Source organism: Sphingobacterium puteale, assembly GCF_003627955.1.
Lineage (GTDB): Bacteria > Bacteroidota > Bacteroidia > Sphingobacteriales > Sphingobacteriaceae > Sphingobacterium > Sphingobacterium puteale.
Window position 1 is genome coordinate 1 of record NZ_RBWS01000011.1, and the last position, 25,627, is coordinate 25,627.

General features: G+C 40.1%; 26 protein-coding genes. 16 read left to right on the top strand and 10 right to left on the bottom strand.

The features are described from left to right. Positions 1-96: 96 nt before the first annotated feature. Genes D7322_RS15030 through D7322_RS15055 form a run of 6 tightly spaced genes read right to left on the bottom strand, consistent with a single transcriptional unit; the run spans position 97 to position 6,097 of the window. Positions 97-1,035, bottom strand: coding sequence for a hypothetical protein (locus D7322_RS15030; protein ID WP_121125114.1), 939 nt, complete (start codon positions 1,033-1,035; stop codon positions 97-99). 13 nt (positions 1,036-1,048) lie between these two features. Further along, positions 1,049-2,860, bottom strand: a complete 1,812-nt coding sequence (locus D7322_RS15035; protein ID WP_121125115.1) for an ORC-CDC6 family AAA ATPase — start codon at positions 2,858-2,860, stop codon at positions 1,049-1,051. Next, positions 2,844-3,914, bottom strand: a complete 1,071-nt coding sequence (locus D7322_RS15040) for an HD domain-containing protein (protein WP_121125116.1) — start codon at positions 3,912-3,914, stop codon at positions 2,844-2,846. Before D7322_RS15040 ends, D7322_RS15035 begins: the two co-directional genes overlap by 17 nt. Continuing rightward, complete coding sequence (locus tag D7322_RS15045) at positions 3,911-4,426, bottom strand: hypothetical protein (protein WP_121125117.1); 516 nt, start codon at positions 4,424-4,426, stop codon at positions 3,911-3,913. Before D7322_RS15045 ends, D7322_RS15040 begins: the two co-directional genes overlap by 4 nt. Before the next feature lie 60 nt (positions 4,427-4,486). Next, positions 4,487-5,185, bottom strand: coding sequence for an HNH endonuclease (locus D7322_RS15050; protein WP_183078713.1), 699 nt, complete (start codon positions 5,183-5,185; stop codon positions 4,487-4,489). An 18-nt stretch (positions 5,186-5,203) separates the two neighbouring features. Beyond that, a complete protein-coding gene (locus tag D7322_RS15055) occupies positions 5,204-6,097 on the bottom strand; it encodes a hypothetical protein (protein ID WP_121125119.1) in 894 nt (297 codons plus the stop codon). 958 nt (positions 6,098-7,055) lie between these two features. On the opposite strand from D7322_RS15055, the gene D7322_RS15060 reads away from it, so the two are divergent. Genes D7322_RS15060 through D7322_RS15075 form a run of 4 tightly spaced genes read left to right on the top strand, consistent with a single transcriptional unit; the run spans position 7,056 to position 13,807 of the window. Further along, the gene (locus D7322_RS15060; protein ID WP_121125120.1) at positions 7,056-7,430 is read left to right on the top strand and encodes a hypothetical protein; all 375 of its coding nucleotides are present in this window, start codon (positions 7,056-7,058) and stop codon (positions 7,428-7,430) included. Positions 7,431-7,446: 16 nt separating this feature from the next. Continuing rightward, on the top strand, positions 7,447-10,983 hold the full coding sequence (locus D7322_RS15065) for a SusC/RagA family TonB-linked outer membrane protein (protein WP_121125121.1): 3,537 nt from the start codon (positions 7,447-7,449) through the stop codon (positions 10,981-10,983). Positions 10,984-10,994: 11 nt separating this feature from the next. After that, complete coding sequence (locus tag D7322_RS15070) at positions 10,995-12,377, top strand: RagB/SusD family nutrient uptake outer membrane protein (protein WP_121125122.1); 1,383 nt, start codon at positions 10,995-10,997, stop codon at positions 12,375-12,377. A gap of 5 nt (positions 12,378-12,382) precedes the next feature. Beyond that, positions 12,383-13,807: a TlpA family protein disulfide reductase gene (locus D7322_RS15075; protein ID WP_121125123.1), complete on the top strand. Its 1,425-nt coding sequence runs from the start codon at positions 12,383-12,385 to the stop codon at positions 13,805-13,807. A gap of 94 nt (positions 13,808-13,901) precedes the next feature. On the opposite strand, the gene D7322_RS15080 is transcribed toward D7322_RS15075, so the two are convergent. The 3 genes from D7322_RS15080 to D7322_RS15090 all read right to left on the bottom strand — a co-directional run bounded on the left by D7322_RS15080 (position 13,902) and on the right by D7322_RS15090 (position 15,668). Beyond that, entirely contained in the window at positions 13,902-14,234 is a 333-nt protein-coding gene (locus D7322_RS15080) for a hypothetical protein (protein ID WP_121125124.1), read from the bottom strand. Between the two features lie 20 nt (positions 14,235-14,254). Continuing rightward, positions 14,255-14,755 (bottom strand): DoxX family protein, encoded by a 501-nt coding sequence (locus D7322_RS15085; protein ID WP_183078714.1) that lies wholly within the window; start codon positions 14,753-14,755, stop codon positions 14,255-14,257. A gap of 367 nt (positions 14,756-15,122) precedes the next feature. Beyond that, positions 15,123-15,668: a cyclic nucleotide-binding domain-containing protein gene (locus tag D7322_RS15090; protein ID WP_121125126.1), complete on the bottom strand. Its 546-nt coding sequence runs from the start codon at positions 15,666-15,668 to the stop codon at positions 15,123-15,125. A gap of 244 nt (positions 15,669-15,912) precedes the next feature. On the opposite strand from D7322_RS15090, the gene D7322_RS28325 reads away from it, so the two are divergent. The 7 genes from D7322_RS28325 (at position 15,913) to D7322_RS15125 (ending at position 20,824) form a co-directional block, all read left to right on the top strand. Further along, the gene (locus D7322_RS28325; RefSeq protein WP_147430431.1) at positions 15,913-16,113 is read left to right on the top strand and encodes a hypothetical protein; all 201 of its coding nucleotides are present in this window, start codon (positions 15,913-15,915) and stop codon (positions 16,111-16,113) included. Positions 16,114-16,177: 64 nt separating this feature from the next. Next, positions 16,178-17,107, top strand: a complete 930-nt coding sequence (locus D7322_RS15100) for a hypothetical protein (protein WP_121125128.1) — start codon at positions 16,178-16,180, stop codon at positions 17,105-17,107. A 28-nt stretch (positions 17,108-17,135) separates the two neighbouring features. After that, the gene (locus D7322_RS15105; RefSeq protein WP_147430432.1) at positions 17,136-18,137 is read left to right on the top strand and encodes a hypothetical protein; all 1,002 of its coding nucleotides are present in this window, start codon (positions 17,136-17,138) and stop codon (positions 18,135-18,137) included. 2 nt (positions 18,138-18,139) lie between these two features. Beyond that, on the top strand, positions 18,140-18,883 hold the full coding sequence (locus D7322_RS15110; RefSeq protein WP_121125130.1) for a LytR/AlgR family response regulator transcription factor: 744 nt from the start codon (positions 18,140-18,142) through the stop codon (positions 18,881-18,883). 31 nt (positions 18,884-18,914) lie between these two features. Next, entirely contained in the window at positions 18,915-19,229 is a 315-nt protein-coding gene (locus D7322_RS15115) for a MerR family transcriptional regulator (protein WP_121125131.1), read from the top strand. Between the two features lie 210 nt (positions 19,230-19,439). Continuing rightward, the gene (locus D7322_RS15120; RefSeq protein ID WP_241254761.1) at positions 19,440-20,009 is read left to right on the top strand and encodes a Crp/Fnr family transcriptional regulator; all 570 of its coding nucleotides are present in this window, start codon (positions 19,440-19,442) and stop codon (positions 20,007-20,009) included. Between the two features lie 77 nt (positions 20,010-20,086). After that, complete coding sequence (locus D7322_RS15125) at positions 20,087-20,824, top strand: SDR family oxidoreductase (protein ID WP_121125133.1); 738 nt, start codon at positions 20,087-20,089, stop codon at positions 20,822-20,824. Between the two features lie 89 nt (positions 20,825-20,913). Here D7322_RS15125 and D7322_RS15130 read toward each other — a convergent pair whose 3' ends face one another. After that, on the bottom strand, positions 20,914-21,366 hold the full coding sequence (locus D7322_RS15130) for a GNAT family N-acetyltransferase (RefSeq protein WP_121125134.1): 453 nt from the start codon (positions 21,364-21,366) through the stop codon (positions 20,914-20,916). A gap of 431 nt (positions 21,367-21,797) precedes the next feature. Between D7322_RS15130 and D7322_RS15135 the strand changes: the two genes are divergently transcribed. The 5 genes from D7322_RS15135 (at position 21,798) to D7322_RS15155 (ending at position 25,606) form a co-directional block, all read left to right on the top strand. Further along, positions 21,798-22,442 (top strand): DUF6266 family protein, encoded by a 645-nt coding sequence (locus tag D7322_RS15135; protein ID WP_121125135.1) that lies wholly within the window; start codon positions 21,798-21,800, stop codon positions 22,440-22,442. A 51-nt stretch (positions 22,443-22,493) separates the two neighbouring features. Next, the gene (locus tag D7322_RS15140) at positions 22,494-23,027 is read left to right on the top strand and encodes a DUF6266 family protein (RefSeq protein ID WP_121125136.1); all 534 of its coding nucleotides are present in this window, start codon (positions 22,494-22,496) and stop codon (positions 23,025-23,027) included. Next, a complete protein-coding gene (locus tag D7322_RS15145; protein WP_121125137.1) occupies positions 23,024-23,428 on the top strand; it encodes a DUF5675 family protein in 405 nt (134 codons plus the stop codon). The genes D7322_RS15140 and D7322_RS15145 overlap by 4 nt, the downstream gene beginning before the upstream one ends. A gap of 437 nt (positions 23,429-23,865) precedes the next feature. Then, positions 23,866-24,132 (top strand): hypothetical protein, encoded by a 267-nt coding sequence (locus D7322_RS15150; protein ID WP_121125138.1) that lies wholly within the window; start codon positions 23,866-23,868, stop codon positions 24,130-24,132. 307 nt (positions 24,133-24,439) lie between these two features. After that, on the top strand, positions 24,440-25,606 hold the full coding sequence (locus D7322_RS15155; RefSeq protein WP_121125139.1) for a hypothetical protein: 1,167 nt from the start codon (positions 24,440-24,442) through the stop codon (positions 25,604-25,606). The last annotated feature ends 21 nt before the right edge of the window (positions 25,607-25,627 follow it).

A 25,627-nucleotide genomic window follows, 5' to 3' on the forward strand; every position in this document is an offset into this window, starting at 1 on the left:
GGCCGCTAACCTTATTATTCGGGGGAATACACGAAGATAATAAAACCCCAACTATTTATTTATCAAATAGTTGGGGTTTTTCTGAATATCCCTAAATTATTTGCAAAAAATAAAAAAATCATTTGGTTTAGAGTATTTTATGTTATATTGGTTAGCACTGGCATAACAAACTTGGATATTTTCCTTATTTAAACATGCCATAGCTACCCCCAATGTCGATATTTTATTGTTCAATGGAGCAATTGTTATATTATATTCATTTTCATACTTCATGCATAATTCTTCGATGATTTTTTGAGTTTCTAAGATGTTATCGCAAGAAAAGTCGAAATAATTGAGAAATGATGAATATTTATTTTTCAATCTTTCTGTTGTTAAATTAGCTTTAACATCTAAGTCTGGATGACTGGAAGAGTGCAAACTAGGTTTTCCTAACAACAATGCATTAGGCTCGAAACTTTCTACAATAATTTCAATTCTTTCATCTTCTAATCCAGTTAAAACGATGAGCATCAATTTTTTTGAAGGAATATGCAATCCTGAAAAGCCAAAAATAGATCTGATTTCTCGAACACCTTTTGTGAGCCATTGCTCTTCCGAATCATCCGAGGTTTGATAAGCTCTAGCCGGAGTGTAAATAAATTGGATGATATATTTTTTGCGCATTTCATGACTATTGAATATTTTAAGTATTATTAGAAGAACTTCTCTAGTAAAGGTAGTGACGTCAATCAATACTCTAATAGCTTGCGTCGTTTCAATATTGGTCAGATAATCTTTAATAATATCGTAAGTCTTAACTGGTTCATTTTTTGGATATTCAACTAAATCAAACTTTCCGGCCGAGCATATTTTTTTTAAATTAATCTCGCTGAGCTTATAACTATTTGCTATGTGAAAGACCGTTTTGTATCTAATATTTGATAGGTTAAGGGTTTGAGCAACTATTGTTGATCTCTCTTCAAAACCTGCAGAACAAATAAAGAAATCAATATCCTTAATTGAATTATTTAAATCACTACGTTGTATTTTCATAATAAACGGTTATTTAGTCCCTTTCAATAATATTATCATTTGAGCTACCCCAGATTTTCAATTGAGAATCTTCCTCAGTTGTGACTAATTTATTCGCTTCTTTTTCAAAACGAACTGGGTCTGTTAAACTAATTTTTAGTAAATCACTATTCATAAACCTATAACCTTTAAAGCCAGAAGGATCTAATTTGAAATAAGGGGCTAATAATCTGCTTAAAATGTATAATTTACATCTTCCAGTTCCATGCTTATTTCCAATAGTACTTTTATGAAGGTAACCATAATGTTCGGCGAGATCAATGATCTCACTTAATTCTTTATCTGGTAAGTCGTTTAAAGCTACGGAAAATACTACTCTTTCGGCTTTATCCGAAACTAAAATTCTATGAAACATTTGGCCTAACCCGTTTATCAGGTTATAAAGTTTATCAGCTTTACTTAATTTTTCGCCATCATTGATTGATCCATGCTCGTTTATAACTTTTTTAAATTCATGCTCTAAAAAGTCTGAAGAATATTCCTTAATAACGAGATCTTGAATGTTTACCGGAATGGAAGTAATGTTTGCTACCGTAGGATTATTTTTCGAAATATGTTCATTAAACATTCTTGACGCAGGTTCTAAAAAATGTCTGATTATTCCAGATGATACATCCACTAACTTATTAAACCCTGCATAGTTTAAAGTGGAACCGGCGCGTGATTTTTTTAATTTTTTTAAATATTCAGATGTAGCATATCGCCTTGCTGCATCTGGACCGCTGTAATCGTTTCCTTCAGTGGAATTTTCAACTAATAGTTGCTGTTTTATTCTTTCTAAATCTCGTTCTTGGTTTTCGTCGTATGGAAAAAATTGTTCTGCGGAAATGTCTTTTCCTAGAAACTTTAATATGCGTTTATTAACAATTTTTTCTATGCGTTTAAAATAATTGTTTTTAGCACTAGTATAAACGGAAGCAATGTTTACTTGTGTATAGTCATGGGGATAATCTATGGTCTTATTATTAACGGTCGAAAATGTTTTGTAATCCAATTGCGTTGAGATTTTTAGACTTATATCACTTGAAGTTCTGTATGATACCCAGGTGTTTAAAACTTTTGTTTGTGTTAAATTTAAATAACCTCCATCATCTATTAGAATATATACAGGTTTGTTTTGAGGAAAAAAAGTAAGTGTTTTTAATTCGCTTAGAATTGGATAGAGAAAATCTAAATAATTACAAAGTGGACCATTATAACTATTTGGAATGCTTTTATTCATGGCAATATTTTTGCAATATAATTTGCATTTTATTACCATTTTATCGATCACCTTCAAAATGTTTTTTATAATACTTTCTGACGATAATTCATTTATATTTTCGCTCTGCAATATTTCTCCACCAGAAATCTCAACATACCAATTAAACGTATCTCTATAAAAAACACGCAATTCATCGATGTTCTGATCTAGAAGCTCTCTATATCCCTGTAACTGTTTGAAACATTTTGATGCTATTAGTGTGACAAGTAAATGCTCATTAAAAAATGTATTGGAATTATCCTGTAGTCTTTCAAGTTCTGGATAGTTAATGTCAGTTAATTTAATAGGAACATAAAATGCGTAGTAATCAAGCTCATTAAGTTCACATTTATTTGATATTGTTTGGCAGTCAGGAAGCATGTATCTAAACATCATGCTTTTCCCAGATCCTCGATGCCCATTAAGAAATGTGTGCCCCACTTTTGGTACTTGATGAAAGTCGGTGAATACATCAACAAATAAATCGTAGGCGTCTTGTGCTGTTATTCCTTCTGGGGTACTAACTTCAAAGGGATTCTTCATGTTCTTTCAGCTTTAATAGATTTTTTATTTTCTCACAATAGTATTTCCCGTCCCTTTTTTCCCCCTCAGTACTTAAGCTAGTGCACATGTCATAAATATCATTTAAGGGTAGTGAAGGATATCCGCTTTCTCTCAAAGTGAATGCGATGGGTTCTATTATCTCCTCATTGTCTTCTTTATCAAAAAAATGAATTCTAACATTTACAGAATGGAAGCGGCTCGTTTCTGGTAGAAATCTACTACAATACAGAGATTCGGTGAACGTTTTTAACATCCTTTCGTAGATCTCATCTACTAAGTACTGTGTTGAACCTAATTTCGGAAACTCCCGCCTAATATTTTCTTTCTCAATATAGAATTCTAAACGTATTTCGCCTGACAGAATACTTAGACTATCCAAACTTTGAGAAAATCGATGAAAAATTTCACTAGTTTTCTCCATATGATCTATTTCTAAAAGAAATGTAGAAGCTCGTGAAGAATCTTCAGCGAGTTCGTCCGCCAATCTTAAAATAGAGGCTAATAGCTGTGGCCGAATCGTTTTATGTGAAATTAAGGTTTCTCTTTCTAAAAGACCAATAGGATCTTCTTTTCCTCCGTGCGCCTGTGCAATTTTTCCAATAATTACCTTTTCAGAAGAGCTTAACAGATCTCCCTTATCAAAACTAGCTAGGACTTTCTTTCCAAGCTTCGCATGTTCTTTTCGCGATCCTATTAGGTGGCCAATGTCATGTATATTTATCGCAATTAAAAGAATAAACAATTCATATGGGTTAAGATATAAGGAATTTCCTTTGTTATTAGCAATACGAGGGAAGCAATTGATTATTTTTGACGCACGGTCGATGACCATTTTGATATGATCTACTCCATGATCATTAAAGTACCCTTCTTTTTCTATTTCTAGTATCTTTGTTTTTATTTCTTGGTGAACTTGTTTATCAAAGCTAGGTTTTAAAATATTATAAATGCTTAAATAGTCTTTCCCTTCAGGAAATTCCTCAGGATTAGTATTTGCTAGGTTTTTAAACTCTGTTTCTATATTTAACATCATTTGTTTTTATTTGCTATTTCTTCATCAGATATTATTTTTACACTTGACCCTGTTCCTTCAATGGTAATTTGATATGAGTTTCCAATGTCGTCGTTGTAAAAAACTATAAGCTTGTAATATGTATCGTGAGGATGTTGGTTGTTAGGAGTAATGAAAATATACCTTCTCTCTCCTTGTTCTATGTCCCACGGTAGACTTTCATCCTTAAAAGTGAAGTCCCCCTCGAGTTTTTTAAACTCCAAAAGACGAGCCCTTTTTCCTTTATTGTTGAGGTCTATACTTATTAATCTTTGCGTTGGACTAGAACTAGCTCCGTTAAGCCATAACTTCGGAGCAGCTTGATATTTAAGTCTCTTTTCATTAATTCCCGCAATACTTATTAGAGCATTTAATTGTTTCTGCTTCTCTTCGTCTTTTTTAAACAACAGCAAAAATGCACCAAGCGTCCCCAAAGAGCCTAGTGCCGCAATGATTTGAAACAAGTCTTTGCACCACTCATTTAAAAATCCCATTTAAATTGTTCTCCTTTCATATATGGCCAATAATTTCATCTTCCTATAAATCTCTTCAATCTAAAAATCTATCCACCCTCTATGTAACATTCTATGACAATTAGAGCAAACAAGCATTAAGTCATCCAATGTTGTCTCCGTTTCTTCTACTAGAGTATACAAAGGCTTTTTATGATGGCATTCTATAAATCCGTAACCTATTTCTCCATATACTCTTTGGAAATCGAAACTGCATAGCTCGCACTCCAGTTTGCCATGGAGTTTCAAAGCCTTTTCTTTTTTCTTTTTCACTATACCGGGGTTTCGTTCCCTTGCTAAATGATAGCGGTATAAAAGACCACCTTCTTTTACCTTTGCGTCATCATCAACATCGTCAGGCAGATTAAGTATCTCATCCCTAATAGCCGGATTGATTGCGCTCAGTTTTATGGCATTGGCAAGCTTACCTAGCAATTCCTTTTTATCCTTAAATTCTGCAAATATTTCCTTGTCGAGTTTACTTGTTGCAGCCATCCCTTTGCCAGAGTATGTTTCATCTAGGGCCAAAAAGTTACTGAGCTTGAGTCCCACACCGTTAGGATTTCTGAATTTTTCATATTCGTCTTTATCCCCATGAATAGGTAATTTGTTCAAAGTATCTGATAACTCAATAATCAATGGATTTCTAGCATGTATCTGACCTGGTTCCAATTGAAAATATAGATCCAAGGCGAGAATAAGTTCGTCGCGTTGCCATTTTGGGTTTCTTTTTTTCTCCACTAATATCATTTCAAGTCCCTATGATATATCCGTTAACCGAATTATCTTACCCTCTGCTGAGAATTCAAAAATCGACTTCCCTTGCAAGTTTATCTCATCACCTTTTTTCAAGCCATTAGGAAAATCCATCGCCGCGATCGCTCTGTAGGCAATTGAGATATCGGTAGAACTATAGTTATGGGTTATTGACTCAATGACTTGTTCTCTTTCACTGAAACAGGAAAGGGCTTCGGTGGCCTGTTTTTTAAATTCTTTAATTCCTTTCAAGTACATTGTTTGTTCCCCATTTATAATATTTTGGAAAATAACATTATCTGCAAAATCTATCGTTATATTCTCCACATCCATATTATTATAAGCGGATATGTATTGGTAAATCTTATTAGTTCTGTCGTTTATATTATTCAAATCTGGTAAAGAGTTATTGGCAATTTTTATTGGCCCATAAATTTCTTTAAAGGTTTGTAAAACGTTCAAACCTATAGCCTCAGCGAAAGTGATTATCTCAACTGCTAAAGCTTTTTTTCCTTTATCACCAAAATATTTGCTAATTTTTGCGTTAGGTATTTTAAGCTTGCTTTCAATTTCACTCTGTTGTTGAGTATACTTTTTAAAAAATTTACCTTCAGGGGAGTAATCATCAAATTCTTTCAAAAGATTAACTTTAACTCTATTTGGGAAAATTGCGTCTATAGCTATATTAAATTCATTTTCACTTAACCCTGTTTGTTGATGAGCTACATAGATGATCTTGTAAAATTCATCTGCATAAATTGTTCTTTTTTCGTTTGTAGATAGCAGAGATATGCTTTTAGGATCAACTTCCGCTACATCTTTTATTCTAGAAGCTTTTGCACCTATTTTTTTTAAATAAACACCAAGAGCCGTAAGTTTTTTTAATTTTTCTTCCATTTTTGGTTAAATGATTTCCGTATATGGATTATTTGATCTATATTTGTTATGTGATAAATGCGAAATAATGTGAACATAGTTTCATATTACGATGTCACTCTCGTTCAAATAACCGCTAAACTTTGCACGCGAGAGGACTGCGGTTCGCCATTATCTACTGGAAATACTATCTTTACGATATATTACCCAGTAGGGTGAGCCGTCTATTAAGTCTCTCTTGGGTGCAAGATTCGGGTTTCGTGTAGACCTGATGGCTGGTTTCTTAGCGGTTTCCAGAGCAAGGAGCAGGACGGTTCCTCTATTGGATTTCAATCCTTTCCTTGCTGAGAGTTTCATCGTTTTACATAACCAAAATAGAATTATGATAAAACGGAAAGAAAACACCCACCAAAAAACCACAGGTTGCCTCCAAGGGGTAAGCCATCGGTTTGTAGACACTATTCCCATAAAGAACGTAATTCGTTCGCCTGGATAGATTAATTAAATCACTAAAAACCGAAACAGGAGAGGGCTGCTATCGCAGGTTTGTGATGTGCCGATAGGATACAAATAAGTACTCCCTTGTCCGAGGTTTTCCGATCTGTCTGTATACAACATCCCTTTTTGATCTGGTTAATAATAAAGTTAATTGCTCTATCGAGCCTGAACAACTTAAAATTAGCATTTAATTTTTATTCTGCCAAATAAATAAAGGAATTATTGTATAGTTTTTCTATAAGGTGCAGATCGGTTTTTTACCTGTCCCGACAGGAAGCGCCATAATACCCCCCTAACCAATGCTTTGTAATTGTTTTGAGGTGCTTTGCGGGATTTTGTTTATTCTTAATTTGTGACACCAGCAAGGACTAAGAATTCCCTGCAATGACACCTCTTTGGAATGCAAAAATTTTGCAATAGGGGAAGGTATGTCCGATTCAAACGATAGGACAATGCCAAAGTCATCTTTATGAACCTTAAAATGAATCAAAAATATTCAAATGTTCTAGCGCTAGAACTAGCCATATACCAAGTACACGATCAAGATTATGATCCTACGGATAAGATCACTGATTTTTGGAAAAAGTATGATATCCGTACCATCCAGAATACCATTTCTTTACTACTTAAGAGGTCAGCAGACCGCTGGCCCCATGAAAATCTAATAGAGCTCTGCCAAAAGCAAGTGTTCGGATTTGACCTATTAGCGGTATTGATTGCTTATTTCCACGTGCATAAAGACTATGTGGACATGAGCAAATTAGATTTTTCAGACGCTGAAACAACAGGTTTTAGCCTGGATGAGCTGGAGATCACCAAGCGGATCCACGAATTTTTTGGACGTATAATAGACTAACCTTAACAATAAGCAGATGACAAACAGATCAAATCTGATGTCTGCCTTATTGGATAAGGTAGCACATCTGGTGCCTATAAATGGCGATGGAAAAAATAATTTAAAAAAAGTTCTATTCGAATGGGATAAAAAGTACCCCCTCGATTGTATAGTATATAGCTTGAGGTGGATCATGTCGGCATGTACCCCTGTGCCGATGCCAAAGAGCGTAAAGGGTGTGATACAGTTATCGCTGAATCTATACTTTTTAGTTTTCAATGCTATTATTTGTCTTTCAAAGGCATTGAAGAACAAACATGCCCTGCTTATTCTGGCATGTTTGTGTTTTAATAAAGTAATTTGTCTTTCTAAGGCATTAAAGAATACAACAATGCTTTTAACATGCATTGCTGTATTTCATATGTTTAGTTTATCGGCTCAGACGCCCCGCAAGGACAGCGGGGCGGATGGGTTGTTATCCATCAGCGGTATTGTCCTATCGTCTGTCGATGGTAAACCTATCCAAGGAGTTTCCATCCGTGTCGAAGGTGAAAAGGGGAGAGCCTCTTCTAATAAGGATGGCTCGTTTTCATTGCCAGTCGCCAATCCTAAAGGTCTAGTTTCGTTCTCCCATGTGGGATTCAAGCGTTTAGAAACTTCATATACTGCCGGAGTATCAATGGCTGTTAAATTGATACCACTGGAGAATCAATTGGATGAAGTAGAGATAGTTTCTACAGGCTACCAAAAGATTCCAAAAGAAAGGGCGACGGGGAGCTTTGTGCAGGTAGATAATGAATTATTGAATAGGCAGCTTTCGGCTAACCTCTTGGATAGGTTAAATGGTGTCAGTAGTGCCGTCCTTTTTGATAAAAGTGCTGTATCTAATACCAATCAGGCCGGTATATCCATACGGGGACGCAGTACACTATTTTCCAATGACGAGCCGCTGATCATTTTGGATAACTTTCCTTACTCAGGGGATATCAATGCAATCAATCCTAATGACATAGCATCGATATCTATACTCAAAGATGCTGGCGCTGCTTCGATATGGGGCGCGCGGGCGGGGAATGGTGTTATTGTAATCTCCACAAAAAAAGGAATTAAATCCACTGTGCCGCAGATTAATTTTGTAGCTAATTTAGCTTTAACAGCGAAGCCTGATCTTTATTATCCTGCACAGATGACCTCGTCAGAATTTATTGATTTTGAACGCTTTCTATATGAAAAAGGTCGGTACAATACAATTATAAATAACGGCTATGGAGAGATTTCGCCAGTAGTAACACTGCTTGAAAAGGAACGCAAAGGTGAAATTTCGCAGTCTACCTTAGAGCAAAATCTGCTCGATCTGAGCAAAACCGATACCCGAAATGATCTGGAACGTTGGTATAGGACAGCACTAAGGCAGCAATATGCGCTAAACCTTCGTGGTGGATCGGATCGTTATACTTATTTTGGTTCGTATGGCTACGATCGGGATCAGCAAACATTGTCCACTGATAACAACCGCCGGCATAGTTTTAATTTTAACAGTTCATTGAAATTGGCAGATCATTGGCTCAACTTGACCAATTTTATCCAATTCAGTGATCAACTGAGTAGAAACAATAGCCAATCATTTACGCCTAACTATCCTTACTTGGATCTGATCGGAGCTAGTGGCGAGGCACTGGCTGTAAGCGACGGCACACTAAATATGGCTTATGCTGCCAATCCCGGTAGTAACCAACTATTGGATTGGTCATATCGGCCTTGGAACGAAAATAATGCCAATTACAGCGCTGCGACACAAAGTATACGGATTGGTGCTGGCCTTGAAATAAAACCTTTTGATTGGCTGACTGGTAAAACTGAATATATGCTACAACGCAGCAATAGCCAGAATGAGCTCTTATACGGGAAGGATTCATACTATGTACGAAATATGGTTAATACCTATAGTCATTTAGATCCTTTAAAGAATACCCTGATAAGACCTGTTCCCTGGGGAGATATGTTGGATCAGACTAGCTTGAATACAGTTTCTAAAAGTTTTAGGACTTCATTGACGGTAGATAAGTGGATTGGTAGAAAGCACAGTATCAATGGGATATTAGGCTGGGAAATCAGGGATGATAATGCCTCACGGTATAGGAATTATTTTTACGGCTATAATGAGGAGACAAGAGTAAATCAGAATGCAGCTATAGACTATGTTTCTACCTATCCTTTTTGGTTTGGCAACGGAAGTGGCCGCATTTCAAATAACGATAATAGTACGGCAAGTGTAGACCGCTTCCTGTCTTATTTCTTTAAGGGTAGCTACTCGTATGACAACAAGTATATACTCTCCGTCAGCGCAAGAAAGGATGAATCCAATTTATTCGGCGTAAAATCTAATCAGCGGGGTGTACCACTATGGTCTGTTGGTGGACGGTGGAATGCGATCAATCACTCGCGTAGTGAAAGAAAACTGCTGAGCCGACTGGCGCTCCGGTCTAGTTTTGGCTATAGCGGTAATGTCGATCGTTCGCTTTCTGCTTATCTAACGGCTCAGCCCTCGGTGGGGCTGACTCCTTGGAACGCGAATAATCTGACCGTAGTCAATCCGCCAAATCCTTCTCTAAGATGGGAAAAGGTTAAAAATTGGAATATGGGACTCGACCTGGCCCTATACAATGATATTCTGGAATTGACAGCGGACTATTTTATCAAGGACGGACTGGATTTGATGGGGACATCGTTGCTAGCGCCGCAGACAGGTGTTACGCAATTTAGAGGAAATACGGCAAGCACGCGTACGCAGGGGCTGGATCTGATACTGAAGTCGACATTGGATTTTAATAAAGTGAAATGGACAATGAGCCTGCAGCCTAGCTTTATGCGTAGTAAGGTGATTAAAAATTATGTAAGCAATCGAACCAACGCATCCATTGCTTCCAATAACAGAGAAAATCCGCAAGAGGATTATCCTTATTTTGCCTTGTTCTCTTTTCAATGGGCAGGGTTAGATGATATGGGTAATCCACAGGGCATTAAGGATGGGCAACCAAGTATTGACTATGCCTCATTGCTAAATGCGAATGATCTCGGGCAGCTGATCTATCATGGTTCGCTATCACCAACCAGCTATGGAAATTTTATGCATACCATCAATTATCGCAACTTTAATCTGTCATTCAATCTGGTGTATAAGTTTGGCTATTACTTTAGACGGAATAACGTATTTAACGGAAGCAGTGTAAGTTATCGGCAGGAGGGATTCTCGGACCGATGGCAGGAGCAAGGGGACGAAAATGCAACTTTCATTCCCTCGCTCAGCTATCCTTTGAATAATAATCGCGGTACATTCTTCAATCTTTCGGAAAGGCTGGTTGAACCTGCAGATCATATTCGGTTAAAGGATATTCGAATTGGCTACAGTTTTCGTCAGCTTCCTGCGGGAATAAAAAGCCTTGAACTGTTTGGTACGGTGACCAATGTGGGATTGTTGTGGAAGCGTACTAAGGTAAGGCAAGACCCTGACTTTAATAATATTATACCAGCTCCTAAGATTATTCTATTGGGCGCTAATCTGAACATAAATTAACTTTTAATGCTATGAAAAAGCGTTTTATATATCTACTGTTTAGCCTGATCATGTTTTCATCCTGCCGCAAAGATTTTCTTGATATGAAGCCTAGTTCTTCAATCGTACAGCCAGCCACATTGGAGGATATGGAAGGGCTGCTGGAAAACTACGGCGTCATGAATACGATATCTCCAGCTTTGGGACAACTCTCTAGCGATGAATATTTTATCGTCGATCAAAAAGCTTGGGAAAGCACGCTGACACAAACCGAAAGACGGGCCTATGTCTGGGAAAAGGATATTTACAATGGTGATATCAATATCATGGATTGGAATAAGCCTTATGCTGCTATTTTTTATGCCAATAACATTATTACACAAATGAGTAAGCTGTCTTCTGTAAAGGATACTAGGCGCTACAATAATTTACTGGGTTGGGCTTACTTCGCTCGGTCGTATGCTTACTATGAGCTTTCACGTAATTTCTGTAAGTATTACGATGTCAATACAGCAAATGGAGATTTGGGCCTTCCCTTGAAGCTTTCGCCCAATGTGGACGAAGTAGTACAACGATCTACGCTAGAAGAAACGTACACATTGATATTGACTGATCTTGAAAAAGCAACTCAGCTATTGGATGCCAACGACTATATTGCTAAACGAAACCATGCTTCAAAAGCCTCGTGCTACGCACTCGCAGCACGGATAATGCATGCGATGGGAAATTACTCACAGGCCTTACTATATGTGGATAGCACACTTTCTATCCATAATAATTTGGTGGATTACAACACGGTAAGCCTAAGTAGCCAAACGCCATTCACCTATGTCATGGACGAAGTGATCTACTTTTCAACGCAGGTAAATAATTATGCCGGTACAACGGGTTATCTCAACCGTACTGCAATAGGAGTGGACAATCAGCTTATCGGAATGTATGAACCAGATGACCTGCGAAAAGAGGTTTATTTTATGAAAAACAACCTCGGTAATTATAATATTAAGCGTGGTTATCTCGGCGGCGGATCCTATCCGTTTACAGGGCTGGCTACAGATGAAATGTATCTCATCAAAGCTGAGTGCCTTGTGCGGTCGGGGAAAGATGAATCTGCAATTGAAGTGATGAATGACCTTTTGGTCAAGCGCTACTCAATAGGCAAATACAAAGCAATCGAATCCACGGATAACAAATTATTGTTAGCACTGATCTTGGACGAGCGAAGAAAAGAATTGGTGTGGCGTGGGCTGCGCTGGACTGACATCAAACGCTTAAATAAAGAGGGGGGAGGAATCGAGCTCAAGCGACAACTGGGGGATAAAAACTACACATTATCGGCCAATAGCAGCCGATACGTATTTCCTATTCCTGACGATGAGATTGCTTTTAGTCACATTATCCAAAATGAACGTTAAAAACCATGAGAACGAGGAGAAATTTAAATATATATACCTGCATGTTGATTTTATTGGCATCGGTGACTGTCGCAAAAGGACAGGTGAAATTTGTCATCCCACAATTTACATCTACGCAGGCTTCTGATTCTATCATTTTATATACTGCTCACGATTACCTTACACGGGGTATCGAGGAACCGTCGAATAAAAAAGTCTGGAAATTGTCCATAGGGAATAAGTTTTCATTGGATCTCGGTCAGGAATACAGTTTCCTTGTTATCCAAAATGAAAGATTTACAAATAGGAACAGACCATTATTGGTCAAAAATGGTCTGGAAATTTATCTATCTATTGATTCTACGGGTAGGATATCATTGGCAAAAGGGCAGTCTAAATTGGTCGAATGCCAACTAAAATTTGAACAACTGTCGAAATATCCTAGATCCAAAAATATTAAGTCAACGAAGAATGATGTAGACAATCTTCTTGACGCAAGAAATTATAACCGTAGTCGAATGGATTCTATTCTAAGTGCCTACGCGCTATACCTTTCAGAAGCGGAAAGAGAGATGTTAAGGGGAAATTGTGCTGCGGGTATCGATTTGGCGCTTTTTTCTTTTTTGGGCCACATAAATTCTGACAACGATATAATAGCATATGCATATAACATGTTTCAGCAAATTGTGCAAGACAGCATTGGGACACATTACGAAGAAAAGTCATTTTTTCCAGCTTTAATCGGCTATTATAATTTTGTCCGTGAGGTCAATGATCTTAAATTCAAAAGGAGCTTATATGGACAGAAATTTATCTTTAAGGATCTTTATAATCAGATAAAAGCAAAAACAATAGGGGTCGTCAGGGATCGTGCAGTGACGGAATGCATACTTAAGGAAATCCAGTATGATCAGTTTCCAATTGATTATCTGGATAGCGCGCTCGTGTTCATGAAAGACAGTGTAAGTAGAATGATGATATTGGCTCAAAAGGAAAGTAGGGCAATAGGTAAAAGGATATATCCTTTTGCGTTTGAAGATGTCAAAGGCCGAAATATAGGGTTGGACGATCTCAAGGGAAAAGTTGTTGTGATCGATTTTTGGTTTAATGGATGCTTGGGCTGTGCAAAATTAGGAGAAGCAATGGAGGATGTAATCGAAAAATTTCATGCGGGAAATGTAATTTTTCTGAGCGTCAATGTTGATAAGAAGAGAAATAATTGGATAAAAGGTATAAATACTGGAATATATACTTCTCCATATAGTCTAAATGTTTATACCAATGGACTTGGAAAGAATCATCCATTTCTATTGAATTATAAATATCGGTCCTTTCCTCAATTGATGATAGTGGACCGACATGGTAAATTGGTAACGACCAATGCAACCAGGCCATTCGGAGATGAAAGGAGAGAGGAATTAATAACGACAATTGAAAATCTTTTGAAATAATACTTTATGAAAAATCGTATTATCGGAACAAAGCCCAGCATTAAGCTGGGCTTCGTCACGTAATTACATACAGTAATTTCGCGTTTAAACCAAATTAGCGCGTATAGCTACCGGAATCGTTGCTCTCGTAAGTAATCTGGCTGCTGATGCTGGGATCATTTTGTGCATCATCCCAAGTAAATCCGTCTGGAATTGGGGTGTCTGTTCCGACAACACATTTTGGTTCCATAAAAGATTCACAGTTGGCAGTTTCATCTAATGGCCCGGTTATTTCGAGGTAAGTTTGAGAAACTTCGTCGTACCCATAAAAATGATTTGCCAATTTTTTATCAGCTTTAACCGCTGTTGTAAACGACTGCGTCAATACCGCGCCGCCTAAAATTGCTACTCCCAGTAGCACTTTCCCATATTTTTTGATTTTTTCCACGGGATTAAATTTTAAAATGTTTATAATTTTGTTCTTTTCAGGGCATAGAGTCCTGCTATCAGCCATATAATATTAAAGGCGATATGCGTTTTCCAGCCCATTGATTCGATAACACCACCACAATGACAAAGCTTTTTCTCTGCAAACATAGCCATCAAACTAAGGTATATGGTAAACACACCCATTAATACTATCGATGCCCACAGTGCGGAGCGCTTTACCCAATATACAGGGATAATTAACAGTACAGCCAGCGCAACCTCCAAAGAGGGGATGCCATAGCCGATCGCTTTCGCATACTGACCTAGATGGGGGATCTTACTATTGCCTTTAATGAAGGTGGCCATATTCATAAACTTGGCCCACCCCGTGTACATATACATAAAGACATAACCATAGATGATCATATCAGGCAAGCGAAAATAAATCCAGCGTGCAGTCCGGCGGATTAAACTACCGCGTTTTGTGGAGCTCGTAGGGTGATCCTGTTGATATGCTGAAATATTGATGCGCTTTTCCATAAGCTTGTACGTATTGCTGTTGTATCTTTTTGGTGTTCTGCGGAGCCACCTGCCCATAACAGATGGGGTTCCTGGTTAGTCTTGCTGCTTACCGGCATCGCGGGAATAAGGCAAATTTTCTTTTGTACTGTTTCATAACGTTTGTTTTTTATTGGAGCTTTCGGATGGCAGCCTCACCTGTACATGTTACTTTCTTCGATTAAGCTTGATGGCATTGATCTGCTGCATCCAACCGCTATTACAAAGTTCTAAAGCAATACCTGTTATATTTTGGGATTTGGAGCACTATGTTTTGGAATTGAAATACCAATATTTTGGTATTTCAGTCCCAATAAATTGGTGTTCAAGTCCCAATAAATTGTACTCGTTAGTATTCCCTTTCACGCAAAATACGTCTCAGCAGTTCGATACTGATCCCCATAAACCGTGCAAGCTCTTTTTGTGTAATGTGCGAAAGTATGTCAGGGTATTTGTCAAAAACAAAATCGTACTTATCCTCATTATGGATCGAAAGCAGCTTGTGCCTATAGTCGAGATAGACCTGCTGCTTTTCCTTGAGATTGGCGTAGAGGTAAAAGACTTTGGGGTTGTGTGCATTAATTTCCTCGAGTTGCCGGAGCGAAGTGCGATAGGTGCGGCAATCACTTAGTGCTGTAAACTGATAAGCGTGCCTTTGGTTGGGGATCATCAGCGATTCGCCCCCGATGGCGTAGCGCACAGGGCAGGTTTTTTCATACTTTCCAAAAATTCCGTCAACGATCAGATACAGGTCGCCCCAGTCATTGATCAATTGCTCCCCCTTAATAAATCGCTCTTCTTCAAAAGCTGTTTTTAGTTCTGGAATTTCCTTCTGCCAGTCGGGATAAATTTCTTTAAAAAAGGGATTTAGTAGGTCTTCTTTACTTCTCTTCATTGTTTAGTTTATGTTGGCATTTTTACTATAAAAAAAGAAATAGGCAATATACGGATTCTCGACAGGCATATTTTTCTTTGGGATATACGACCTAAATGCAGGGGTGAAATGCACAATAGGGTGGTGAACGACACTTGTGGCCATGATACTGAAGCGCATTGACTTTGGAACCCTCTTTTTGGCTCTGTCTCCCATAAATTTTTTCTGCTGGCGAGATTCGGCATCTTTGTTTATCAGCTGATGAATGAATAACCCGATCGTACGATGGAACAGGAGAGATTCGACCTGTATCTTTCGAATCAAAAAAATCAATTGTAAAATGGAAAATGAATTGCAAGTAAATGAAGCAACGATTTTCGAAGGTTATACAGTCTTTGAACTGTTTGCTGACGAACCGATTTTTGGCGACCTTGAAGACGATAAGTGCTGGATCGGATCGCTGTAACCTCAATCATTAATCTCTCGGCCCATCGGAATAACCATCTATGGGCCGATACTAAGCTTCATTTATGAATAATCAAAAAAAAATCGAACTGCAGCGTCTTATGTGGATGGCTAATGTGCAGGCCTTCTATCCCGATAAAATGACGGCCGAACTCCAAACAGGATATCAGCGTTGGCAGGAGCATAGGCAGACCTTCCAGCGACTATATGTCGAGCAGCAGCCCGAGACTAAGGAGATTGTGGTGGATAAGCTGGAAACCTTGCACCCCGGGATTTTGTTCACTTTTCATTTTGGCCCTTATAGGCTGCTGCCGCGCTTACTGGTGGCTGCTGGATACCGCCTAACGCTTTTGGTCTCTGCTACGGTGTTGGAGCGCGAGCAGGAGAGCTATCGGTTGATGCTTAGTCGAATGGGACTATCTCCTGAACATTTCGAATGCCTGGATGCGGGTGACCCGCTGGTCTTGCGCAAGTTGTTACATGCTGTGGCAATGGATCGGATAGTGCTGGTTTTTCTCGATGCCAATGAGTCATCAGTGAAAATGCAGGAAAAGGAGCGCGCAGGCCGTTTGCGTGTGCCTTTTGGCGGTAGTTACTTTTATTGGCGTAGCAATCTGCTCAAACTGGCACATCGTTATGACCTGCCTGTACAAGCGATCCATCTCAAACCCGATGGAGCGGGTACAACTCAAAGCTGGCAGTTAGCCGAACCAAAGGTTATTTTAAACGGTGGCAGCAAAACTCCGGAGGCTTTGCTGGAGGCTCTTACAAGTTTACAGCAGACTTTTCAGGAGATGATCGATCTAGATTGGACAGCTTGGGAAAACTGGGCACTCATACATCATTATCTGGAAGCTGACAGTAAAAATACACGGGGATTAACCAGACAAGGCGGGTGGATGTTTCCTTTTTCTTTTACAGATAAAGCTTATCTGTTTGACTTGTTTAATAAGAGATTTTACGAAATTATTGCTAATAAGGAAAAGTTTAATTAATTTAGTTAATATACGAACCTTTACCGTGATGAGTGTATTTTCTTTTCAATCTATTTCTTTTAGGAGTCTTTATGTCAGATGGTTTGTCGGAATCATCGTATGGCTTATTATACTGTGGTTTGCCGAATTTAGGGTGTTAATACATCATCCAGCTTATATCTTCTTTCTTTACGCGTTGCCGTATTTGTTCTATTACAGCGTATGCTTTCTGATTTTTCACAACATTTGGCGGCATGGGTATGGAAAATGGCTTGTGCTTTTACCATGTATGGTCTTGCTGCTGGCGGTATACGATATTGTAAAATTATATTTATATGATCTTCTCCCCAGTTGGGACGTTGTATTTTTCTATCCTTGGAAAGAGGGGGACGAGCAGAAGCTAATGCGCAAAATTGTTCGGGGGCTATTACTTGCCACTATCTACCTGCTCGTCGATCATTTAATTTCGCGTATCAGGGTAAATGGGACCGAAACCCAGCAGCTACAACGCACGTTAGATAATATTTCGAATAGTAATTTGCTCTCTGGTCATTTTTTGCGCCGATTATTTGATATGGCCGTACAGGGTAAGATAGCTTTTGATCTAAAAGTGATGGACTTTTTTCAATATGTAATCAACAAGATGGCACTGCGCGACACTCTGGTGAGCCTGGACGAAGAGTGGCGCTACCTCAGACAGCTGATAGAAATGTCGGTACACCACAGATTTGAAATTAAAGGTGTTGAAAATATACCGGCCTGGCTTTGGAACAGGTCGGTACCGACACTTACTTTGATGACCTGGATCGAAAATGCAACAGAGTATAGCGCCAAAAATCAACTGATACTGCTCGAGTGGACCGTAATGGAGCATGCGCTGATCTTAAGAATATGTAACCGCATGGATAGGGAGTGCGTAAGCCGAGGTACAGGCCGGGGACTGGATCTTGTAAATCGTCTTTATGAGCCGCTCCGCCACCAAGGGTGCACCCTGCAGTATCGCATTGAAGATGAGGCCTGTTTTGTAGTTGAATTGAAATTTGATAAATAATTATGCCGAAGTATAGTATTGTGGTCATTGATGACCATAAAGCCGATTCTCAGAAAGTTGTTGAGCAGATCCTTAAGCTCAGGGAGATTGATCATATGGGTAATTTTGAGGATATTAAGGTGTTTAATAAAGGAAAAGAGGGACTCAATTATCTATTGCGCAATAAAGTTGATATTTTATTTCTCGACATCGAGATGCCGGATATTTCAGGCATGGAGCTGTATCGCATTTTACCTGCCGAGCTGCAGCCAGCATTGGTATTTGTGACCGCACATAGTCAGTTTGCCGTGGAGAGCTACAGGTACGATGCCTGTGACTACCTGATGAAGGAGGTAAGTTTTGAAGCAGTATTTCATGCATTGAACAAATGCCTGAAACGCTTGGGAATGCCGGTTATAGTAGCTCCGGAACTACAACGCGATTATTACACTTTCGAGATTAAAAATCTTCGCAAAAAGCGGATCTTATTCTTTAAAAATATTATCTATATGCAGTGCATAGACAATTACGTAGAGATCACCACAAGGGGGGAGCGTTTGACAGCTAGGGTCACTATGGAGGAAATAGAACAAAACATGCCACCCTCTTATTGTGTGCGCATCCATCGAGGATTTATCGTGAATCTCAACTTTGTACGTGAAATATCTGGTAAATATGTATATCTCACTGAAGGTACAGCTGAGGGATTGCCAATCGGACGGTCTAGACGGAAGAGTATAGCTGGTCTGACAAGAGAAAGAAGATGAAAAACTTTTTATAAACCCTAAATAAATCTGTATGCGTAAAAATCAGTACCTCAGGGGCTTTTCCATAAGCTCCGGGCATTCCTTTGTCCAAAAATTGATCTTGCTGGAACTACTGGCAGTAAAACGTCAGCTGGCTACCTATCTCGACTTGCGGGAGCAGCTAGAAGCGGAAAATGTCGTGCTTCGCGATGCGGAGTATGTCAAATCGCATGTCGGTATCTCCACCGAGACACTCTATCGGCTCCAGCGCGATGGCTATATCTGTGTGGCCAGACGGGAGCGCAATAAGCGTTATTATCGGGATGTGGATGTAGAGCGCCTGCGGCTTAGCTACCGAGGGTTGTAGTACCGCTCGATCAATTGATTTTTACCTGTACGCGGATTACTTTCTTCGGACGTCTCTCTTCTTGGGGAGGCGTTTTTTTGATTATACAATCGCTGTGCATTCTCCTTTGAACAGCTGGGCTAGGAATGAATATTTTTCTGCAATGGGGGCGGTATCTTATAGCAGTTCTCAAATAAACTATATTTTTGTAAATTGACCAATCAAATGCTAATGATGGATAGTTTAATCGATTATATCTTGCGATTTGGTCATCTCAATACGTCAGAGATCGCTTTAATCAAAGCAAGTGTTACGCAAATAGAATTGAAAAAGGGGGTATATTTTTCGGAGGCTGGGGCGATACCCCGGCAGGTGGGCTTTGTCGTGCAGGGCGTGCTAAGGGGCTGGTATTATAATCAGGACGGAGAAGATATCACGCGCTGTTTTATTGCAGAAAATAGCCTGGCGGCGGATTACCTTAATCTTGAATCGCACCAAATTTCGACCGAATATATTCAAGCTTGTACGGATTGCAAATTAATTGTTTTTTCAAAGGCACAATGGGAGGGATTATCCCATAGCATAGCCGGATGGGACATCATAAAAAATAAGATGGTTCAGCTATGTATGTATCAAAAGTCAAGAAAAGGCCCTGTTGTATCGCAGGATGCTTCTTCCAGATATCTTGAATTTTTGAAGAATTATCCAGAGGTCATGCTGCGGGTTCCGCTACGCTATATTGCCTCCTATCTGGGGGTGACGCAGCAATCCTTGAGCAGAATACGTAAAAATATCAGTTGATGCATTTTTTACCATTTGGTAAAGAAATTTTTTGGGGACTGTTATAATATTGCTTTCAGATTTTAAATATAAAAAAGATGAAAAAAGTACTTATTACAGGTGCCAACAAAGGCATTGGATTTGAAACAGCGCGGCAATTACTGGAGCAGGGGTTTTACGTCTATTTGGGGAGTAGAAGCTTACAAAATGGGCTGGATGCCGTAAAAAAGTTGGCTGCATCAGGACTTACACATGTCGAGGCTATTGCACTGGATGTGACCAGCCTGCGCTCAGTAAAGGCGGCACGTGACCAAATCGCTGAAAAGACAACTGTACTTGACATATTGATCAACAATGCCGGGATTAATGGGGATGCGCCCTACACCGCCTTGGAGGCTAGCGAGGATCAGTTTTTGGCGACTTTTGATACCAACGTCATTGGCGTATCCCGGGTTACCCAGCATTTCCTTCCCTTACTGCAACAATCGGATCAACCCCGTATAGTGAATGTGAGTACCAGTGTAGGCTCGCTTTCGTTGCAAAGCAATCCGGAATGGCCTGCCTACGACTACGCGAAGTATGCCGTCTATGCTGCCTCCAAAGCTGCACTAAACATGTATACCGTACACCTGGCCTATGAGCTCAGAGATACAAATTTTAAGATCAATGCCGTATGCCCGGGGTATACAAAAACGGATTTCACAGGCTATAATGGGGGTGAAGTTGGGCTCGCGGCTAGCCGGGTCATCAAATATGCACTGATTGATGAACATGGCCCCTCCGGCAAATTCTTTAGCGAGGAAACGAATCCAGGTGCTGGTGAAATACCTTGGTAATGTACGCCCGATAAAAATGTTGCTTGGATGCTTGTATATCCAATGGAAAAAACGCTTGAAGCGGTCTCACTGGCAGGAGAGACGTTTTTCTAGCGTTTTTTTTCCATAACATAATTTGTCAACTGAACGCCGTTTCGGGTCACTTGTTGTTCTTTGACAACGCCATAGCCACGGCGCTCAAAAAATGGTTTTGCCGTAATGGAGGCATGTGTACTAAGATGTGTGCTAGCGGTCGCAGCTTCAAGTTCATTGCACAGGGCGGTGGCAATACCCTGTCCCTGATAATCTTTGTGCACGTAAAGGCGGTCGAGGTAGCCGTCCATAGTGATATCACCAAAGCCAGCAATTTCATCATTGATGACTGCAACTAGTGTGTAATGCGCCAAAAAGGAGCCGTTCCAGGCCGCCAGATCGAGCTGTCCCGTCGCCCATACGTCCAACTGCTCCTCGCTGTAATCTGCTGCATTGACCGTATGCACCGTATCGTAAAACAACTGGCTGATCTGTGCCAGATCGGAGGGGCGGTATCGTCGTATTTCCATCGTTAATTTTTAAGGGTTTCAAATTTACGATTATTCACCCGATCACCCAATATTCTTCGGACTTTCTCCTGACCAACTTCTAGCTTTCCGGCGTTCTTCTTCGAATCGGCTTCGGGATCTCATTGGGAAAATAGCATCAGCACCCGATGCCGACCCGATGACATCCCGATGAAAGCTGGGAGTTGATTGGGAGTTAATTGCTGGCTAATCCACGAAAAAACCGGTCGAAAATTCGCTGTTATTTTTTAGGTTTTTGCCTCATAAAAGTCCAAATTTTTTAATTGAACCCGGTCTGTGATCGGTCAACTTTGCAATGCCCGTCGGTCAGTTGTCGGTCTATCATGATGTATCTATTTTCTATTGATTTAAAGTGTTTTATGTTTGTTATGTCAATCAAATATACCGGTATGAAAAAGGATTGATTTTAATACATGGGAACTATTGTAAATGGAGCAAATGGAGGCTTTAAGGGTAAAGCCGGCTCAATAATCGGAAGTAGTTGGAAGAGTATCAACTATATTAAAGGGCTCTATAAAAAAAGATCAAAGCCCGCATCGGAAGCACAGATGATGCAGCAGGAAAAATTCAAAACGCTAATGCGTTTTCTGCTGCCCATCAACTTCTTTTTGAAGATCGGCTTCGGCCGTAAAAATACCGAAAAATTGACACCGATCAATGCGGCGTTTCAATTTAACCTGGACCAGGCCATCACGGGTATCTATCCGGACTATACCTTGGATTATTCCAAGATCAGTATCTCGGATGGTAGCCTGTACGGCGGCGGAACTGTTGGTGTGTCGTATGACGCGGGAGACCTCTCTTTCACTTGGAGCACAGATGATAGCGAGACGTTCGAGACTTTCTCAGATGACATGGTCTATGTATTGGCGTATCACCCCGAGAAAGACGAATTTATATCTACACCTACGCCAAGTACCCGTGCGGCTGGTACGGTGTCATTCACGGTGCCCGAGCATCTGGCAACAGGTGCTGTGCATACCTGGCTGTTTTTGTCAAACCGGTCAAAGACCAAGGTATCCAAAAGTGTGTATCTAGGCGAGATACAGCTAATCTAAATTATACAGGGTTGGGCCATTCTGGCTCAGCCCATATTTACAACACGTATTATGGCTAATAAAACTATCAGTCCTGCTCAGCAGCGGGTACGGGCTGCATTTAAAGTCGGACAGGCATTTTTAGCGCCCTTACACGGATTGATTAAAAAAGGATTTGCCGAAACGGCCAGGCGAAAGAGATCCCTACCTGCCGGACTGGCGCTAGGCTATACGCTGCAGGTGGCAATAAAACACGAAGCAAAGGGGCCGGTGGTGGACCCATCACTGGTACGCTTAAGTGATGGATCCCTGCCCGGCGTCTACATGCCCGAACTAAGGCGGTATGCTGATCGCATTGAGCTAACACACGATAGTGACAACGCAGCGCTATTTGGAGAGGATGATCGGCTGACCCTGTGCGCCTACCAGGTTGACAAAGGCTATGCCTTTGTCAATGAGCAGATCTGGCAACGTCGCGAAGGGAAAGTCATCGTTCCGATACCTGAAGGTTTTCGGGATGATGGATTTCACCTTTATTTGCTGGTTTCAAACAGAAATGGGTTAAAATATTCACGCTCAAATTATTTGGGTTATTCAACAAAATGAATACAAAACATATCCTGCTACTCCAACGGAAATATGGAGCAAATGGAACTAACGGAACCATTACCTATGGCAGTGAGGAAATCTGCCATACGATTGAACTCCCTGATAGAAATAACATCCCGCGGATCAGCTGCATCCCGATAGGGCAGTATAAACTAATAAAACGGCGCTATCCAAAGCATGGGGAGCAGATCGGCATCCCAAATGTGCTGGGACGCGAAGCGATCCTGATCCATGCAGCTAACAATGCACTGAAAGAACTGCATGGCTGTATCGCACCCGTAACTACGCTAACCGGTGAGGGGACAGGGGATTACAGCGGTAAAGCGCTGGCGAAGCTGAAGGCATTGGTGTATAGCCTGTGGGATAGGGGGGATGAAGTGTATTTGAATATTCGATAAAGGAAGGGCCGGAATAGGTCATTGCTTTCTTTGATGTCAGCTTTTTAGTTATCTGGCGATATGAATCAAACTCGCTGTGCTCAGACAGTGATTCATATTTACACCAGATCCCGTCAAAGCTTGACAGTCAGAAAGCTATATTTTCTATCCCTGGCCCTTCATATTTATCGAGGTGAGTTGTTGGAGGGGGATTGAAGTCGGAACGCCATGCTTTCAATTCTTTGTCCTCCTATATTGCTCGAATAAAGAAGGGGAAATGATTGGATGACGGTCTACCGCTCTATTCCTTGGTGCAATTGCTTTTGCCCAATGGCTATATGAATTCAAACTCACTTCGTTCAGACAAGAATTCATTTTTAACGCCTTTGGACTTCATCAATTTGCAGTCGGAATATTAGGCTTTGACCGTTCATCCAATCTATTAAAAATGAATTGGTATGAAAAAAATCTTAAACAAAATAGGAGCAGTGCTACAGGTGGTCCTCGCAGCGCCGCTCAAACTGCCGGGAAAGGCCTCGAATATACTGAAATACATTGCACTGGGCCTGGGAATACTGGAAACGGTCCTGGAGGAGGATAAGCCGCCGCCTGAAAAGTCTTTTGATGAGGGCTCCGGCCATATATCAAGCGGCGAATCTACCGGATCTCTGGTCGATGATGACGAGCTAGTGGCAGAAAGGAGCGAAGTGGATGAAAATAAATGATATCCGCTTCTCTGCCCTCGGAGGCACGATCTGTTCCATCTGGGCCAGTATATCGCTGGGCGATGTGTTACAGACGGTGCTGACGGCTGCGCTGGGTACACTCGTAAGTTTCGCGACCAGTAGGTTGCTTGGGCGATACTGGAACCAGAAAAAATAGCAGAAGTAAGGTGAGAACGTCTCCCAGTCCGGGGGACGTTTTTTTGTCGGATTTAAAATTGTTGTCACGAATTGTAAATATTATTGTTAAATAACATTAGAATTGTGTTTTATTGTTTTTACTTATCACATTTTATTGATTGCATTTTTTATGAAAAGTATCACTACAATGCTATTTTCACTTTTTTCACTTTTTGGATGTATAGCTGTCCATGCGCAAAAGATTAAGGTCGAAAATAAAACGAAGACCAGTTCCTTCGTCAGTTATCCCGAAGAACCATTTTCCTATGAGTTTTTGGAGTACAAGCTCCAGATCAATCCTGACAACACAAAAATCAATTTTGTGATGGAAGGTAAAGAGCTGACATCGGTGGATATTACGGCAATGCGTACGGAGAAAATACGGACAGATGCAAAAAATAACCGTTTGGTAGTTGGTAATCTCCAGATGACGCAGAAAACAGGTGCGGGTATCCTTTTGTGCCAGGTGGAGTTTTTACCGATGACACTAGAGGGCATTACGACGAAAAGCGGGAACGCCTGGGAGAACATTTTTAAAAATTCTTTCGTGCTAAATGTTCCGTTAAAAGTAACCTATAGCAATTCCTTTGATAACAAAGTTATTGAAGAGGATACAATTGTGGCTCAATATGTTGATAGAGGACTCGCGGATCTGATTGTTGAAAGAGATCAGTTAATGGCTCAAATAGCGACTACTTTTCCAAATAAAAAGGATGCGATGCTACAGTCGCTGGCGTTCCTGAAACAGAATTATACAAGCATGACGCTTAGTATTTTCGATAATTTAATTGGCCATAACCAGATTGCAGGCTTCTGGAACCGGAACATGACCAAAAAACAAATGCGATTCCAAAGTACAGGAAGTCTTTTCTTTACAAGGTTTAAGGATAAGAATGATCCCAAGCAGCTTGAATATAATGAGCAGATCGATAAGCTGATCTTACTTGCTGACGATATCAATAAATCTGCCTACGATAAAAACAAAGTTGATAAGTCCAGTTTTGCGGCAGTCGCTCAGATCGCCGAATACCTTGAAAAGGAACTGACAGGAGTTGCCAATGAGGATATCAAGATTGCTTTACAGACAGATCTCTTGTATTGTTACCTGATAGCTAGCAATTTCGACAAAGCAATACCAGTAATGGAGGAACTGAAATCGAAAAACAAGCTCAACCTTAAGATGAACGGGATCTGGGAGCAGTTACCTGTTTTGGCTGAGGCGAAGAAAAATTTTGAGGAAAACAAAGGAAAGCTTTCCGCAACATATTCCGATGCGCTAAATAAAATGATGAATTAAGGATTTTTTATAACGTGGAAT

Coding starts and splice junctions, on each gene's coding strand:
- D7322_RS15030 (WP_121125114.1), bottom strand. CDS start 1,035: ATGAAAATACAACGTAGTGATTTAAATAATTCAATTAAGGATATTGAT.
- D7322_RS15035 (WP_121125115.1), bottom strand. CDS start 2,860: ATGAAGAATCCCTTTGAAGTTAGTACCCCAGAAGGAATAACAGCACAA.
- D7322_RS15040 (WP_121125116.1), bottom strand. CDS start 3,914: ATGATGTTAAATATAGAAACAGAGTTTAAAAACCTAGCAAATACTAAT.
- D7322_RS15045 (WP_121125117.1), bottom strand. CDS start 4,426: ATGGGATTTTTAAATGAGTGGTGCAAAGACTTGTTTCAAATCATTGCG.
- D7322_RS15055 (WP_121125119.1), bottom strand. CDS start 6,097: ATGGAAGAAAAATTAAAAAAACTTACGGCTCTTGGTGTTTATTTAAAA.
- D7322_RS15060 (WP_121125120.1), top strand. CDS start 7,056: ATGAATCAAAAATATTCAAATGTTCTAGCGCTAGAACTAGCCATATAC.
- D7322_RS15065 (WP_121125121.1), top strand. CDS start 7,447: ATGACAAACAGATCAAATCTGATGTCTGCCTTATTGGATAAGGTAGCA.
- D7322_RS15070 (WP_121125122.1), top strand. CDS start 10,995: ATGAAAAAGCGTTTTATATATCTACTGTTTAGCCTGATCATGTTTTCA.
- D7322_RS15075 (WP_121125123.1), top strand. CDS start 12,383: ATGAGAACGAGGAGAAATTTAAATATATATACCTGCATGTTGATTTTA.
- D7322_RS15085 (WP_183078714.1), bottom strand. CDS start 14,755: ATGGAAAAGCGCATCAATATTTCAGCATATCAACAGGATCACCCTACG.
- D7322_RS15090 (WP_121125126.1), bottom strand. CDS start 15,668: ATGAAGAGAAGTAAAGAAGACCTACTAAATCCCTTTTTTAAAGAAATT.
- D7322_RS28325 (WP_147430431.1), top strand. CDS start 15,913: ATGAATAACCCGATCGTACGATGGAACAGGAGAGATTCGACCTGTATC.
- D7322_RS15100 (WP_121125128.1), top strand. CDS start 16,178: ATGAATAATCAAAAAAAAATCGAACTGCAGCGTCTTATGTGGATGGCT.
- D7322_RS15105 (WP_147430432.1), top strand. CDS start 17,136: ATGAGTGTATTTTCTTTTCAATCTATTTCTTTTAGGAGTCTTTATGTC.
- D7322_RS15110 (WP_121125130.1), top strand. CDS start 18,140: ATGCCGAAGTATAGTATTGTGGTCATTGATGACCATAAAGCCGATTCT.
- D7322_RS15115 (WP_121125131.1), top strand. CDS start 18,915: ATGCGTAAAAATCAGTACCTCAGGGGCTTTTCCATAAGCTCCGGGCAT.
- D7322_RS15120 (WP_241254761.1), top strand. CDS start 19,440: ATGATGGATAGTTTAATCGATTATATCTTGCGATTTGGTCATCTCAAT.
- D7322_RS15125 (WP_121125133.1), top strand. CDS start 20,087: ATGAAAAAAGTACTTATTACAGGTGCCAACAAAGGCATTGGATTTGAA.
- D7322_RS15130 (WP_121125134.1), bottom strand. CDS start 21,366: ATGGAAATACGACGATACCGCCCCTCCGATCTGGCACAGATCAGCCAG.
- D7322_RS15135 (WP_121125135.1), top strand. CDS start 21,798: ATGGGAACTATTGTAAATGGAGCAAATGGAGGCTTTAAGGGTAAAGCC.
- D7322_RS15140 (WP_121125136.1), top strand. CDS start 22,494: ATGGCTAATAAAACTATCAGTCCTGCTCAGCAGCGGGTACGGGCTGCA.
- D7322_RS15145 (WP_121125137.1), top strand. CDS start 23,024: ATGAATACAAAACATATCCTGCTACTCCAACGGAAATATGGAGCAAAT.
- D7322_RS15150 (WP_121125138.1), top strand. CDS start 23,866: ATGAAAAAAATCTTAAACAAAATAGGAGCAGTGCTACAGGTGGTCCTC.
- D7322_RS15155 (WP_121125139.1), top strand. CDS start 24,440: ATGAAAAGTATCACTACAATGCTATTTTCACTTTTTTCACTTTTTGGA.